The sequence below is a fragment of the Sphingopyxis sp. OAS728 genome, from assembly GCF_014873485.1.
Classification (GTDB): Bacteria; Pseudomonadota; Alphaproteobacteria; order Sphingomonadales; family Sphingomonadaceae; genus Sphingopyxis.
Genome location: NZ_JADBDT010000001.1, coordinates 707,429 through 720,846 on the forward strand (window position 1 = coordinate 707,429; position 13,418 = coordinate 720,846).

At 64.1% G+C, this 13,418-nt stretch carries 13 protein-coding genes and 1 tRNA gene; 6 read left to right on the forward strand and 8 right to left on the reverse strand.

The window, feature by feature from the left end; genetic code table 11:
- Positions 1-10 precede the first annotated feature (10 nt).
- Both GGC65_RS03420 and GGC65_RS03425 read right to left on the reverse strand, forming a co-directional pair.
- Positions 11-1,048, reverse strand: coding sequence for a 2-oxoacid:ferredoxin oxidoreductase subunit beta (locus GGC65_RS03420; protein WP_192645881.1), 1,038 nt, complete (start codon positions 1,046-1,048; stop codon positions 11-13).
- Positions 1,045-2,907 (reverse strand): 2-oxoacid:acceptor oxidoreductase subunit alpha, encoded by a 1,863-nt coding sequence (locus GGC65_RS03425; RefSeq protein ID WP_192645882.1) that lies wholly within the window; start codon positions 2,905-2,907, stop codon positions 1,045-1,047. Before GGC65_RS03425 ends, GGC65_RS03420 begins: the two co-directional genes overlap by 4 nt.
- Positions 2,908-3,090: 183 nt before the next feature.
- On the opposite strand from GGC65_RS03425, the gene GGC65_RS03430 reads away from it, so the two are divergent.
- The gene (locus GGC65_RS03430; RefSeq protein ID WP_192645883.1) at positions 3,091-4,038 is read left to right on the forward strand and encodes an alpha/beta hydrolase; all 948 of its coding nucleotides are present in this window, start codon (positions 3,091-3,093) and stop codon (positions 4,036-4,038) included.
- Positions 4,035-4,511: an RNA pyrophosphohydrolase gene (locus GGC65_RS03435; RefSeq protein ID WP_192645884.1), complete on the forward strand. Its 477-nt coding sequence runs from the start codon at positions 4,035-4,037 to the stop codon at positions 4,509-4,511. Before GGC65_RS03430 ends, GGC65_RS03435 begins: the two co-directional genes overlap by 4 nt.
- Here the strand turns inward: GGC65_RS03435 and GGC65_RS03440 are convergent.
- On the reverse strand, positions 4,472-5,137 hold the full coding sequence (locus GGC65_RS03440) for a uracil-DNA glycosylase (RefSeq protein WP_225940654.1): 666 nt from the start codon (positions 5,135-5,137) through the stop codon (positions 4,472-4,474). The two genes, GGC65_RS03435 and GGC65_RS03440, sit on opposite strands and share 40 nt — an antisense overlap.
- Before the next feature lie 127 nt (positions 5,138-5,264).
- Between GGC65_RS03440 and folK the strand changes: the two genes are divergently transcribed.
- The 3 genes from folK (at position 5,265) to GGC65_RS03455 (ending at position 7,071) form a co-directional block, all read left to right on the forward strand.
- Entirely contained in the window at positions 5,265-5,786 is a 522-nt protein-coding gene (folK, locus tag GGC65_RS03445; protein ID WP_192645886.1) for a 2-amino-4-hydroxy-6-hydroxymethyldihydropteridine diphosphokinase, read from the forward strand.
- Between the two features lie 43 nt (positions 5,787-5,829).
- Positions 5,830-5,905, forward strand: a tRNA-Lys gene (locus GGC65_RS03450).
- Positions 5,906-6,069: 164 nt separating this feature from the next.
- The gene (locus GGC65_RS03455) at positions 6,070-7,071 is read left to right on the forward strand and encodes an NAD-dependent epimerase/dehydratase family protein (protein ID WP_192645887.1); all 1,002 of its coding nucleotides are present in this window, start codon (positions 6,070-6,072) and stop codon (positions 7,069-7,071) included.
- 45 nt (positions 7,072-7,116) lie between these two features.
- On the opposite strand, the gene GGC65_RS03460 is transcribed toward GGC65_RS03455, so the two are convergent.
- From GGC65_RS03460 to GGC65_RS03475, 4 genes are read right to left on the reverse strand one after another with little or no spacing between them, the layout of a single operon-like run.
- Positions 7,117-7,773, reverse strand: coding sequence for a TetR/AcrR family transcriptional regulator (locus tag GGC65_RS03460; RefSeq protein WP_192645888.1), 657 nt, complete (start codon positions 7,771-7,773; stop codon positions 7,117-7,119).
- A 13-nt stretch (positions 7,774-7,786) separates the two neighbouring features.
- Positions 7,787-9,223, reverse strand: a complete 1,437-nt coding sequence (locus tag GGC65_RS03465) for an efflux transporter outer membrane subunit (protein WP_225940655.1) — start codon at positions 9,221-9,223, stop codon at positions 7,787-7,789.
- Positions 9,220-10,827, reverse strand: coding sequence for an MFS transporter (locus GGC65_RS03470; RefSeq protein ID WP_192645889.1), 1,608 nt, complete (start codon positions 10,825-10,827; stop codon positions 9,220-9,222). Before GGC65_RS03470 ends, GGC65_RS03465 begins: the two co-directional genes overlap by 4 nt.
- Positions 10,824-11,855 carry an HlyD family secretion protein gene (locus tag GGC65_RS03475; protein ID WP_192645890.1) on the reverse strand — a complete coding sequence of 344 codons (1,032 nt, stop codon included), beginning with the start codon at positions 11,853-11,855 and terminating at the stop codon, positions 10,824-10,826. Before GGC65_RS03475 ends, GGC65_RS03470 begins: the two co-directional genes overlap by 4 nt.
- A gap of 90 nt (positions 11,856-11,945) precedes the next feature.
- On the opposite strand from GGC65_RS03475, the gene GGC65_RS03480 reads away from it, so the two are divergent.
- The gene (locus GGC65_RS03480; RefSeq protein ID WP_192645891.1) at positions 11,946-12,584 is read left to right on the forward strand and encodes a TetR/AcrR family transcriptional regulator; all 639 of its coding nucleotides are present in this window, start codon (positions 11,946-11,948) and stop codon (positions 12,582-12,584) included.
- 186 nt (positions 12,585-12,770) lie between these two features.
- On the opposite strand, the gene GGC65_RS03485 is transcribed toward GGC65_RS03480, so the two are convergent.
- The gene (locus GGC65_RS03485) at positions 12,771-13,418 is read right to left on the reverse strand and encodes an NrsF family protein (protein WP_192645892.1); all 648 of its coding nucleotides are present in this window, start codon (positions 13,416-13,418) and stop codon (positions 12,771-12,773) included.

The following is a 13,418-nucleotide window of genomic DNA, read 5'->3' on the forward strand; positions in this document are numbered from 1 at the left end:
CGAGCGAAGATCAGAGTTCGGGTCCGCCCTCGGTCACCGTCCAGGTCTGCCCCTTCTTGAGCAGGCTCTGCAGGTCCGCCTTCTTGCCCTCGGCCGCCGCCTTGTTCTGGCGGACGACATCGGCCTCGAAAGTCGGACGCGGGTCGTCGTAAAGCACGCCGAGCGCCATCGGAAACTCGCCGAAACGCATTTCGACGAGCATATGTGCAACGCTGCGGTTGGTCACGTCATGGACGATCACGCCCGCCGCCTGCCAATCGCCGTCGACGACATCGACGGTCTTGAGGTGCAGCGCGTCGACGTCGAGCGCGATGCCCTTGGTGCCCTTGGCATAGATCATCGGCTCGCCCTGCTTCAACCAGAGCTGGCGGTCTTCGGCACCCTTCGGCGCGGCGAAATCCTCGAACACGTCTTTATTATAGACGATACAGTTCTGGAAAATCTCGATAAAAGCCGCACCCTTGTGGGCATGCGCCGCTTTCAGAACGTTCGGCAATTCCTTCGACACGTCGAAGCCTCGCGCGACGAAACGGGCCCCTGCGCCAAGCGCGAAGGCCGCGGGCTGCGCCGGGCGGTCGACCGATCCATAAGGCGTCGAGGGGCTGGTCGTCCCGACACGGCTGGTCGGCGAATATTGCCCCTTGGTCAGGCCATAAATCTCGTTGTTGAACAGCATGATCTGGCAATCGAGATTGCGACGGATCAGGTGCATCGTGTGATTGCCGCCGATCGACAGCCCGTCGCCATCGCCGGTGACGATCCAGATATCGAGGTTCGGATTGGCAAGCTTCAGCCCCGTCGCAAACGCCGGGGCGCGGCCGTGGATCGTGTGGAAGCCGTAGGTTTCCATATAATAGGGGAAGCGCGACGAGCAGCCGATGCCGCTGATGAACACGGTATTCTCGGGCGCGGTGCCGATTTCCGGCATCGTGCGCTGCACCGCTTTCAGGATCGCATAATCGCCGCAGCCCGGGCACCAGCGGACTTCCTGATCGGTTTCCCAATCCTTGAGCGTCGTAGCGCGCGCGATGGTCGTTATCTCGTTCATGCGAGCGCTCCTTCGATGGCCGCTTCGATTTCGGCGATAGTGAAGGGCTGCCCCGACACCTTGTTCACCGCCTTGGCGTCGACCAGATACTGATCGCGCAGCACGGTCTTGAGCTGCCCGGTGTTCATTTCGGGCACGATCACCCTGTCAAAGCTCTTGAGCAGCTTGCCCAGATTGGCGGGCAGCGGCCAGATGTGGCGGATATGGACATGACTGACGTCTTTGCCCTCGGCGCGCTTGCGGCGCACCGCCTGATGGATCGGGCCGAAAGTCGATCCCCAGCCGACGACCGCAAGCTTGCCGCCCTCGGCACCGAGTTCAACGATCTGGTCGGGGACGCTGATGCCGTCGATCTTGTCCTTGCGGATATCGGTCATCGCCTGATGGTTATCGGCGGCATAGTTGATGTGGCCGGTATCGAGCTCCTTCTCGATCCCGCCGATGCGGTGGAGCAGGCCAGGCGTCCCGGGCTTGACCCACGGGCGCTTCAGCTTTTCGTCGCGGCCATAGGGTTTGAACCCGCCTTCGGGCACTTCGGTCAAGAATTCGACCGGGAATGCCTCGTAAGTGTTGAGGTCGGGGACCGCCCACGGCTCGGCGGCGTTCGCGATATAACCGTCGGTGAGCAGCATCACCGGGGTCATATATTGCACCGCGATGCGCACCGCCTCGACCGCGCATTCGAACGCGTCGCCGGGTGAGCGCGCGGCGATAACGGGCATCGGCGCGTCGCCGTTGCGGCCATAGACCGCCTGATAAAGGTCCGACTGCTCGGTCTTCGTCGGCAGGCCGGTCGAAGGGCCGCCGCGCTGCGAATTGACGATGACGAGCGGGAGTTCGGTCATGATCGCGAGGCCCATCGCCTCGCCCTTCAGCGCGATGCCGGGACCCGACGAGCTGGTGACGCCGAGCGAACCACCATAGCTGGCACCGATCGCCGAGCAGATCGCGGCGATTTCGTCCTCGGCCTGAAAGGTCGTGACGTCATATTCCTTGAGCCGCGACAGATGGTGCAGGATCGCCGAAGCCGGAGTGATCGGATAGCCGCCGAAGAACATCGGCAGCTTGGCAAGCTGCGCGCCCGCGACGAGGCCAAGCGCGATGCCTTCGGCGCCGGTCAGCGTGCGGTAGAGGCCGGGCGCCACCGGCGCGGGGTCGACATGATGCTGTTTGAGCGGGCCCGCGAGTTCGGCGGTCTCACCATAAGCGTGGCCGGCGTTAAGCGCGGCGACGTTGGCCGCGGCAAGGTCGGGCGCCTTCGCGAACTTCGCGTTGAGCCAGTCGATTAGCGGCTGACGGTCGCGGTCGAACATCCAGAGCGCGAGCCCCAGCGTCCACATATTCTTGCAGCGCAAAGCTTCCTTGTTGCCAAGGCCAAAGGGCTTCACGGCATCCATCGTCAGCTGGCTGATGTTGAGCTTGAGCAGCTGCCACTTCGCGAGACTGCCGTCGTCGAGCGGGTTCGCCTCATATTTCGCCTTGGCGAGATTGCGGTCGTTGAACTCGCCCTCATCAGCGATGATCAGTCCGCCGGGCTTCAGTTGCGGGACGTTGGTCTTGAGCGCCGCAGGGTTCATCGCAACGAGCACGTCGGGCGCGTCGCCAGCGGTGTCGATCGCCGACGATCCGAAATTGATCTGGAAAGCGGAGACCCCGAACAACGTGCCCTGCGGCGCACGAATTTCGGCGGGAAAGTCGGGGAAGGTCGCAAAGTCATTGCCCGCGAGCGCCGACGACAGGGTAAATTGACCGCCGGTCAACTGCATCCCGTCGCCACTGTCCCCGGCAAATCGTACTACCACCGCATCCGAAAGGGGGGACTGCCGTTTGTCGGCCTGGTCCACTACCGCTGTCGCCATTGTCTGTATCTGCCTCAATTTGCGAACCTGTAACGACGGCGTAGGCCCGTGCGCGCCAAGCCGCAATTGAGAAAAAATTGTGCGCTGCGAAGCGGGAAGCGCAGGTGAGTTTCATTTCGGGATTGAATTTGCCCCGCCGATACCGAATAGCATGGTGAAAACAGCAATCAGGGAGAGACGCAGATGACCGACGGCACCACCCATTTCACGCGCCCCGACGTGGCGGCTTTCCTTGCCTTCCTGAACGCGCAGGAAGGCCCGAAGATGGAAGAGATGCCGCCCGAGGGCGCGCGCGAAATGTTCCGCGTGATGGGCCAGCTTGCCGACGTCCCGCGCGGCGAAATCGCAAAGGTCGAGGATCGGACGATTCCCGGGCCCGCCGGCGAGATTCCGGTCCGCATCTATGACAATCGTCCCGATCGCACACCCGGGCCGGTCATGGTCTTCTATCACGGCGGCGGCTGGGTGATCGGCGACCTCGATACGCACGATCCCTATTGCGCCGAAGCATCGCGGCTGCTCGACATGCCGGTGATCGCGATCGACTATCGCCTTGCGCCCGAGCATCCCTTCCCCGCCGCGCCGATCGATTGCGAGGCGGCCACGCGCTGGGTCGCCGACAATATCCCCTGCACCGGCCTGGTCTTGTCGGGCGAAAGCGCCGGCGGCAATCTGACGATCGCCACCGCACTCGCGCTGCGCGACAAGCCGGCATCGAAACCCGTCATCGCGATCCACCCGATCTATCCCGCGGTGACGACGCATGACGACTGGCAGAGCTACCGCGATTTCGGCGAAGGCCATCTGCTCACGACGGGCAGCATGACCTGGTTCGGCAATCACTACGCCGCCGACCCCGCCGACTATCGCGCTTCGCCGCTCGATTTCCCGGCCGAGGGCCTGCCGCCGACGCTACTAATCACCGCCGGACTCGACCCGCTGCGCGATCAGGGCCGCGCCTATGCCGCCAAGCTGATCGAGGCCGGGGTTCCGACCACCTATCGCGAGGCGACGGGCACGATCCACGGTTACATCAACCTGTCGCAGGGCATCCCGAGCGCGAAAGAGGATATTCGTGGGGCATTGACCGTATTGAAAGCGATCGTCGCCGAAGCTACCGGGGCGGCATGATCGATCTTAGCGCCCTTCCCTATCGCCCCTGTGCCGGCGTCATGCTTGCCAACCGCGACGGCCGTATCTTCGTCGGCCAGCGGCTCGATACCTCGAGCGAAGCATGGCAGATGCCGCAAGGCGGAATCGACGAGGGCGAGGATGCCGAGGAAGCGGCGATCCGCGAACTCGGCGAGGAAACCGGCGTCCACGGCGGGCTGGTCGAAATTATCGCGCGCAGCCGCGAGGAGTATTTTTACGACCTGCCCGACCATCTTATCGGCAAGATGTGGGGCGGCAAATATCGTGGCCAGCGTCAGCACTGGTTCCTGATGCGCTTCATGGGTGAGGACAGCGACGTCAATATTCACACCAAACATCAGGAATTCCGCGCCTGGAAATGGGCCGAGCTGAACAAGATCGAAAAATTGATCGTGCCGTTCAAGCGCGCGCTTTATCGCGGGCTGGTTGAGGAATTCGGCCCGCTCGTCTGATCCTTGAGCGCGATCGCTGTGCGGAAGACATCGACGAACATTTCGGGCGTCAGCCGCCCGGTGTTCGTGTTGTAGCGTGAGCAGTGATAGCTATCGATCAGATGCCGTCCGTCCGGCAGCGCGTGGACTGCGCCATGAGCAAAGGGATAGGCCGCGAGGCGCATGCCCGCCGCCCTTAGCGTCGCATCATGCGCGATCCGGCCGAGCGCGATGATCACGCGAACGTTCGGCAAGGCTGCCAGTTGCGTCTCGAAGAACGGGCGGCAGTTCGCAATTTCGGCGGGCGTGGGCTTGTTTTGCGGCGGCAAGCATTTGACGCTGTTGACGATAATCGCGCCATCGAGCGCCAGCCCGTCGTCGATGCGCGCGTCATAGCGGCCCCGGCTCAACTCGAACTCCGCCAGCGTCGCGAACAACAAGTCGCCGGCATAGTCGCCCGTGAAGGGCCGCCCCGTGCGGTTGGCGCCATGCTTGCCCGGTGCCAGCCCTGCGAAAGCCAGCCACGCGTTGGGGTCACCAAAGGCATAGACGGGCGCATTCCACCAATCGGGATGCTCGGCCTGACATTCGCGCCGAAGCGCGACCAGCCGCGGGCAGCGCGGGCAATCGCGGGCAATCGCGGGCAATCGCGGGCAATCGCGGGCAATCGCGGGCAATCGCGGGCAATCGCGGGCAATCGCGGGCAATCGCGCGGCGCCTCGGTTCCGGGCAATGGGCTGTCAATTCCCACATATCTGCGATAGGCGCGAGGGTATGAGCAACGCAATGCCGCTTCCCCTCTATGCCATCGGCCTCGGATCGAACCGGCGCCATGTGCGCTTCGGCAACCCGCGCGCGGTACTACTCGCCGCACTCGCGGCGCTGGAGAGCGACGATATCGAGGCGGTAGATGCCAGCCCGATCATCGCGAGCGAGCCGATCGGTCCGTCGCGCCGCCGCTATGCCAATGCCGTCGCACTGGTCGCCTCGCCGCTGAGTCCGCCCGAAATGCTCGAGCGACTGCAAGAAATCGAGGCAAGCTTCGGCCGCCGAACCGGCCAGCGCTGGAGCGCGCGGACGCTCGATCTCGATATATTGCTCTGGTCGGGCGGCGCCTGGTCCGACGCTGCGCTCACGATCCCGCACCCCGCGATCGAACAGCGTGCGTTCGTCCTCGGCCCGCTGCGCGCGATCGTCCCCGAATGGCAGCACCCGCTGCACGGCCGCAGCGTCCGCCAACTCGCCGCGCGTCTTGCACGTCCAAAGCCGGTTGACCGGGACGCATCGGCGCACTAGGGCGGCGGCTCACTTCGCGAGGCCGCTTTGCCGCCACCGCGTTGGGCCCTTAGCTCAGTCGGTAGAGCAACTGACTTTTAATCAGTAGGTCGCTGGTTCGAACCCAGCAGGGCTCACCATTTTTTAGTTCCCACACATCATCCGGCAGCAACAATTATGCAGGTGTTGCTGTGAATTTACCTTTGCCTCGCTATGAGCAGGAAAGACGGCCCGATCCAAAGGGGCGTCCGGTAACTAGATCGCTGGGCTTGCGGCAAGCCAGCGGAGGAAATGGGGACGAGATTTGACGACGCTCATCACGGGTGCGGCTGGTTTCATCGGGATGCATGTCGCTGCCGCTTTGCTTGATCGCGGCGAGCGCATCGTCGGCATAGACAATTTCACGCCCTATTATTCGCTCGACCTCAAGCGCGCGCGGGTTGCGCGTCTCAAAGCGCACCGCAGCGAATCCTTTTCATTTCTGGACCTCGATTTTGGCGATGCCGACGCGCTCGCGCGAGCGCTCGCTACGGAAACAATCGACCGGATCGTTCACCTTGGCGCCCAACCCGGCGTGCGCTACTCGCTCGAAAATCCCGCCGCCTACATCCACTCGAATGTTTCGGGGCACGTCAATATTCTGGAGCTGGCGCGCCACAGAGCTGTTTCGCACTTGGTATATGCATCGTCTTCCTCGGTCTACGGAATGCGATCGGATACGCCGTTCCGGGTCTCCGATCGCGCCGACATGCCGATCTCGCTCTATGCGGCGACGAAGCGCGCCGACGAACTGATGAGCGAAACCTATGCGCATCTATTCCGGATACCGCAGACAGGCCTCCGCTTCTTCACCGTATATGGGCCATGGGGCAGACCGGATATGGCGGTGTGGAAGTTCACCGACGCCGTACTGCAGGGCCGTCCAATTGACGTTTACAATTACGGCGACATGCTTCGCGATTTTACGTTTATCGACGATATCGTGAACGGAGTCGTCCTGGCGCTCGACCGCCCTCCCCAAGACGATGGTCAAGAAAAACCGGGAGGCTTCACGACGCCTCATCGGTTGTACAATATCGGCAATAATCGGCCCGAGCAATTGACCGACCTGATCAATGCAATCGAAGAAGCGTGCGGTCGAAAAGCCGAGATAAACCTGTTACCGATGCAAGATGGTGATGTTTATCAAACATTTGCGGATATCGACGACATTAGCCGGGATTTAGGCTTTGCCCCGACAACGCCCCTGGCAATCGGAATTCCGGCCTTCGTAAACTGGTATAGGGGGGAATGGGCGAAGCGTTAAAGCCGCCGGTTTTCATGTCCATCGGCGATCCGGCACTTGTCGCATTCATACTGCATTGTCCACGGCGCATCCGGCTATGGTGACGGCGTAGAGCTCCGCCAATGTGCCGGCGACGATTTCGGCGCGCGCTTTCGCAGCATCCTCGCGGGCGGGTTCGCCCGTCCAGAGCAGACGCTGCTGGCAGGCGCCCATGCAGAGCGAAATCGTCAACGCGGCGGCCTTGGAGGCGTCATCGTTACGCAGCGAGCCTAACGCCATCTGGCGCGAATAATATTCCGCCAGCGCATTCTCGACGCAGGACACCAGTTCGGCATAAATCTGTCCGCCCACGGCAACATGCCCGACCACCGCGCCGGCCAACCGCTGCAGCTTCAATGCATCAGGGTCGATCATCCGCGCTATGAAATGCTCCGCGAAGGCGCGCAGCGTCGCGACGGGCGCCTGCGTGCTGTCGAGGATCGTCAAGGCGTCGGAATGGAAATCCTCGATCTCGGCATCGACGAAGGCCACCAGCAATTGCTCCTTCGAGGCGAAATGGGTCCACAAAATGCCCTTCGATCCACCGACGTCGGCGGCGATCGCCGACATGGTCGTGGCGAAATAGCCCTCGCTCAAAAAATGCTTTCGCGCCGATGCGAGAATTTCCCGGCGCTGCGTGGCGCGACGCTGCTCGGGGCACCGCGCGTCGGCGGGCGAAGTCATCAGGAGGGACAAGTCAGGAGGCTTTCTTGTTTTCGGCGACTTCCCATCCGCCGCCAAGCGCTTTGTAAAGCGCGGCAAGTTGTTGCAACCGGGCGGCCTGCGCCTGGATGTGCAGGCGGTCGGCGGCGCTGTAGGCGATTTGCGCTTGCAACAGCGCCGTCAGATCTTCCTCGCCCGCTTTGAACCGCCGCCGCGCGAGTTGGACGGCCTCGGCCGCCGCCGCGCGCGCTGCGGCGCGCTCGACGCCGACGAAGCCCGCCGACGCATAGCGATTGATGCTCGTCTCGCTGTCGACGAGCGCGTTCAGCACCGCGCGTTCGTAGCGTGCGGTCGCGGCATCGGCGCGCGCGTCGGCCGCACGGATCTGCGCGCGGATGCGCCCGCCCGAGAAGATCGGCCAGCGCAGCGACGGTCCGAACTGAAAGCGCAGACTGCTGCTGGAAACCAGATCGCCTGGCTCGCGCGCCTGCAGCCCGATCCCGCCGAGCAATGAGAAGCGTGGGAAGAGTTCGGCCGTCGCGACGCCAACGTCGGCGGTCGACGCGGCAAGATCGCGCTCGGCGACGCGGATATCGGGGCGGCGACGGAGCAAATCAGAGCGAAGCCCTGCGGTGACGTCGAGGCTCGCCGTCGGCATTGGCGCCGGACGCCGGAGCCGTTCGTGGAGCACCTCGGGCGGTTGACCAACGAGCAAAGACAAACGGAACGCCGCCGCGGCCTCGTCGCTTTCGTAGGCAGGGATCGTCGCTGCGGTCGAACGCGCCTGTGTTTCGGCGCGCAGGAAATCTACGCGGGAGGCGGCCCCGACACGCAGGCGGTCGCCGACCAGCCGTGCGATCTCGCCCTGCGCGGTAGCATCGACGACCGCATTCGCGCGTAACGTCTGCGCCGTGCGTAGGCCGACGTAGGAGCGGACTACTTCGGCGATCACCTGGATGATGACGCCGCGCCGCGCGTCCTCCGCGGCTTCGGCGCGCGCCTCGCTGCTTTCGACCGCGCGGCGGGTGCCGCCCCAAAGGTCGATCTCCCACGACGAATCGAATCCGACATCGTAAATCGAAAGGTTGCGGCCGAGCCCCGGGACCTTGCCGATCGGCAGCTGGCCATTTTCGCTGAGCCGGTTTTCGGTCGCTATCGCCGAAACCCCGACTTGCGGCAGTTCGCGCCCGTGAACGGCATCGCGATTGGCGCGCGCCTCGCGCAGCCGCGCACCGGCTTCGTCGATGTCCTTGTTCCCCGCAATCGCGGCTTCGACGAGTTCGGTGAGCAAGGGGTCGTTGAATTTTTGCCACCAGGCGCCATCGACATCCTCGCTGCTCACCTGCCCGACCCAGGTTTCGCCAAGGGCGGTTTCGGGCCGTTGATAATCGGGGCCGACGGTGGTGCAGCCCGCGAGACCGACAGCAAGAAGCGCCGCCAGTGTGATTTTGATGCGTGTCGGCTGTGTCATGAGTTTGCCTCAGCTGGAGCGGATTTCGGTTTTCCCATCGTCTTCGCGAGCAGGATCTTGAACGCGACGATGCACGGCGCGCCAAAAACGAAGAGCAAAGCGACAAGGTTGAAGGCGGTGTCGAAGGCGATGACGGCCCCTTGTCCGCCGACGGCGCGGCCGACCATCGCGGTTGCGGTCTTTGCCGCGGCGCCAGCCTCGATTCCACGCGATACAAGCAGGTTGGTCGTCGCCGCGATCCGCTCGGCAAGCGCGGGCGATCCCGCATTGATGGCCGCGCCGAGCACTGTCTGATTATGGACGATCCCGTGATCGATCGAGGTCTGGAGCGTCGCGACGCCCATCAGCCCGCCAAGCTGGCGCCCGATATTGAAGATGCCGATGCCGAACGCCACGCTGGCGGCGGGCAGCTTGCTGAACGCGATCAGCGTGATCGACAGGAAGAGGAAGCCGAGACCGAAACCGCGGAGCAGGATCGCCGGCATCATGTCGTCTGCACCGCTTTGGCCGTTCGATCCCGACAGCATCCACATCGCGATCATGATCGACAGGATACCGAAAGGCACGGTTGCGACCGGCGGCAGACCGCGGACCTGCATCATATAGGCGGCGAATAGCAGCGTCACGAGAAAGCAGGCGCCGCTGGGCAGGAGCAGTGCGCCCGCTTCGGTGGGCGTGAAGCCGAGCACCGACACCGCAAAGGCCGGGATCGCAAAGCCGCTACCGAACAGCGCCGCGCCGGCAACAAAGCTGACGAAGAAGGCAAAGGCGAAATCTTCGGTCTTAAAGGTCGACAGGTCGAGCAGGCCTTCGGACCCCGCGCGATATTGCCGGGTCGCAAGCAGAAGCAAACCGACGGCGATCACGGCGCTCATCCAGCCGATCCGGCTCGCCTCGAACCAGTCCCAGCGGCTGGCCTGCGTCAGCACATAGGTGGCGCAGAGCATCGCCGCGCCAAATGCGCCAAGCCCGATCCAGTCGAGGCGGCGTGGCGGTGCCGGCCGCACGGGCGTCGGATCGGCCAAGATCAGCAGTCCCGCGGCGCCCAGCGAAAGCGGCAGGACCATGAAGAAAATCCAGGTCCAGTCGTGAGTGTCGATCAACCACCCTTCGAGCAAGGGCGCCGCAGTAGCCGGTGCGACGACCGAGCCCATCGCGAATATCGCTTGCAGGATCGGCTGGCGCGCCGCGGGAAAGTTCCAGAACAGGATCGCCTGCCCGCTGATCAGCAAAGTCGCCCCGGCGAGCCCTTGAACCATTCGCAGGACGATCAGCATATCGAGCGCGGCCGTCGCGGCCGCCCACGCGCACGCCGCGCCCATCACCAGCGTCGCGATCAAAAGCAATTGGCGCGGATCGATCCGCGTCAGTAGCCAGGGCGCGAAGGCGAACCCAATGAACTTGAACGCGGTATAGCCGACGTCGAGCCATGCGAACTCGTCAGGGGTCGCAGCGGTGTCTCCGATGATGTCGGCACGGCCCAGCGACAGCAAGGTGCCCGCGAGCGCTTCGGTCAGGCTCGCAAGGACGATGCCGGTTACGAGGAGCCATCCGGTCGCAGCCTTTGTAGGCGCCGCCGTCGCCGGGGCAGCGACGGCGGTCATGACCGGGCGCCGCGCTCGACTTCGACGCGTGCCGACAGGCCGGGGACCAGCCGCCCGGGAAGCGGGTTGCGCTGGATCCGGATCTTGACCGGCACGCGCTGCACGACGCGGACAAAATTGCCCGTCGCGTTGTCCGCGGGAATCAGGGCAAAGGCCGATCCGCTACCGGGCGCAAGGCTGTCGACGACACCCTTGATCACGACGTCGGGATAACCGTCGACGCGGATCGTCGCGCCTTGTCCGGGGCGGATATGTTCGAGCTGCGTTTCCTTGAAGTTCGCGACGACATACAGATCGGCAACCGGAACGATATCGAGCAGCGATGCGCCGGGGACAACAAGCCGGCCGACGCGAACCTGCCGGTTGCCGACGACGCCGGCGATCGGCGCACGGACCACGGTATTCTCCAGATCGATCCGCGCGAGGTCGCGCGCCGCAACGGCCTGCGCCAGCGCCGCAACGGCGGCTTCGCGCTGGGTGCCGAGCAGTTCGACGCGCTGACGCTGGGCTTCGATCGAGGCGGTCGAGACCGACACGCCGGCTTCGGCGCGCGAGCGCGCGGTCTCGCTTTCGTCGAGTTGCGCCTGGCTGACCGCGCCGCCGTCGATGAGCTCGTTGCGGCGATTGCTCGTCTTGCGCGCGAGGCCGAGGTCGGCGACTGCTGCGCTGCGCTGCGCCGCCGCCTGCCGCACCAAGATGTGCTGGAGCCGGATGTCTTCGCCGCTGTTCGCAAGGCGTGCTTCTGCGGCTTTCACATTGGCTTCGGCCTGCGCCAGCTTGGCGCGATAGTCGCGGTCGTCGATACGGAACAATATGTCGCCCGGACGGACGGCCTGATTATCCTTCACCGCGACCGAAACGACATATCCGCCGACCTTTGGCGCCATCGAGGTCACGTCACCGCGCACATAGGCATTATCGGTTTCCGCAGCCTCGCCATCCGACCACGCCCAGCCGCCGAGCGCCACGACAAGTGCCGTGACGCACAACAGGATGCCGATCTTCTTTTTCTTAGCTGCACTGGCCACGAGCACCTCCGGTAATGATCATTACCATTGACCCATACGGTAATCATCGTTACCGGTCAATGGTAGAGGACGATGGATGGAGAAATTGGGATGAACGACGCATCGGGCGGGGCCCGTACCAAGGTCGGGCGCGAACAGCTTCTCGAGGTCGCTGCCGCCATCTTCTTCGAACAGGGCTATGCGGCCACGCGTATCGACGACATCATCGAGCGCACGGGTGGATCGAAACGCAATATCTACAGCGAGTTCGGCAACAAGGAGGGGCTGTTCGCGGCGATCGTGTCGCAGCACGCAGGCCGTGCGCTGTCCGCGCTGGCGATCGACAATCTGGCCGGCCAGAGCCTCCGTGAAACGCTCACCACTTTCGGCCACCGGCTGATCGACATCTATATGTCGCCCGCCCTGCTCGGCGTTTACCGCATCGCCATCACCGAATGCGCGCGCTTCCCCGATCTGGTCCGCCGCTTCTACGATCTCGGTCCGGGTCGCGCGGGCGCGACTCTTGCAGAGGTGCTCGTTGCGGCGCAGGACCGCGACGAGATCCGCACCGGCGATTGCGCGATGGCGGGCGATCATTTTGTTGGAATGATCCGCGGCAACCTGCATCTGCAGGTCATGCTGGGACTGCGCGAGCCGCCGGATGCGGCAGAACGTGAGGCACTCGTAGCGTCGGTCGTCGACATTTTCCTCGACGGCGCCGAATATCGAGACACGGCGCGGGGCCGCTAGGTCAATCGAAAATCTACCGCCAACGCACATGTCGCCTGCCCTTCGTCGAAAGGCACTCCGGCGGGGCGAATAGGCTTATCGCTCCTACCCACCGGAATGGTTCGGCGTGGAGACTGCTTATTTGGGGGTGGCGATTGAAGACCCGATTATTGGGGAAGCGACTATACCATCGTGTTCGCGCCGCGCTTACCAGCGCAAGAAGCGCGGCAAGAGTAGGCGGCCTACGATCCCCGAAACGGGCACTGCCGATGCGTGCCAGAGCGTGATATGAACAAGGTCGTCGCTCGAGCAGAGCAGTGCAACGATGGTCGCCCCGGCCGCCCCCGCGGCGATCCCGATCACCCAGCCGGCCCGCGTCGGCGAAGTGGGCGCGCTCGCCTTCAGCCAGAGGAACAGCGCTGCCCCGACGCCCAGCCCCGCCACGACGCCCTGCACAAGGCATTGCCCCTCGAAGCCGCCATGTGCCGCCTCGGCGGCGGTATGCCCATCGCCGAAAAACACGAATAGCGCCGCGAGCGGCAACGCCAGCAGCGCGCCGACCGCCCAGCGCCAGCCGCCATAGTCGCGGCCGACGCCGGGCAAACCCATGCGGAGCGCGCTCCATGCCGCCGCGACACCCGCGGCGGCGATCAGCCAGAAGCTGAGCATCGAAATCGGCGGCATGGCGCCCTCGGCAATATCATGCCGCGCGCCGAACAGGCCGATCAGCGCCGCCCCGACGCCCAGCCACCCGGCTGCCACCCATAGCGATCCACGCGCAACACGCCGCGGGCGTACCGGCTTCAGATCACCTGCCAAACCGTCGATCAGATCGTCGATCGATGCGTCCTTCAT

Excerpts from the sequence above, each read along its gene's own strand:
- GGC65_RS03420 (WP_192645881.1), bottom strand. The coding sequence starts at position 1,048 with ATGAACGAGATAACGACCATCGCGCGCGCTACGACGCTCAAGGATTGG.
- GGC65_RS03425 (WP_192645882.1), bottom strand. The coding sequence starts at position 2,907 with ATGGCGACAGCGGTAGTGGACCAGGCCGACAAACGGCAGTCCCCCCTT.
- GGC65_RS03430 (WP_192645883.1), top strand. The coding sequence starts at position 3,091 with ATGACCGACGGCACCACCCATTTCACGCGCCCCGACGTGGCGGCTTTC.
- GGC65_RS03435 (WP_192645884.1), top strand. The coding sequence starts at position 4,035 with ATGATCGATCTTAGCGCCCTTCCCTATCGCCCCTGTGCCGGCGTCATG.
- folK (WP_192645886.1), top strand. The coding sequence starts at position 5,265 with ATGAGCAACGCAATGCCGCTTCCCCTCTATGCCATCGGCCTCGGATCG.
- GGC65_RS03460 (WP_192645888.1), bottom strand. The coding sequence starts at position 7,773 with ATGACTTCGCCCGCCGACGCGCGGTGCCCCGAGCAGCGTCGCGCCACG.
- GGC65_RS03465 (WP_225940655.1), bottom strand. The coding sequence starts at position 9,223 with ATGACACAGCCGACACGCATCAAAATCACACTGGCGGCGCTTCTTGCT.
- GGC65_RS03470 (WP_192645889.1), bottom strand. The coding sequence starts at position 10,827 with ATGACCGCCGTCGCTGCCCCGGCGACGGCGGCGCCTACAAAGGCTGCG.
- GGC65_RS03480 (WP_192645891.1), top strand. The coding sequence starts at position 11,946 with ATGAACGACGCATCGGGCGGGGCCCGTACCAAGGTCGGGCGCGAACAG.
- GGC65_RS03485 (WP_192645892.1), bottom strand. The coding sequence starts at position 13,418 with ATGAAGGACGCATCGATCGACGATCTGATCGACGGTTTGGCAGGTGAT.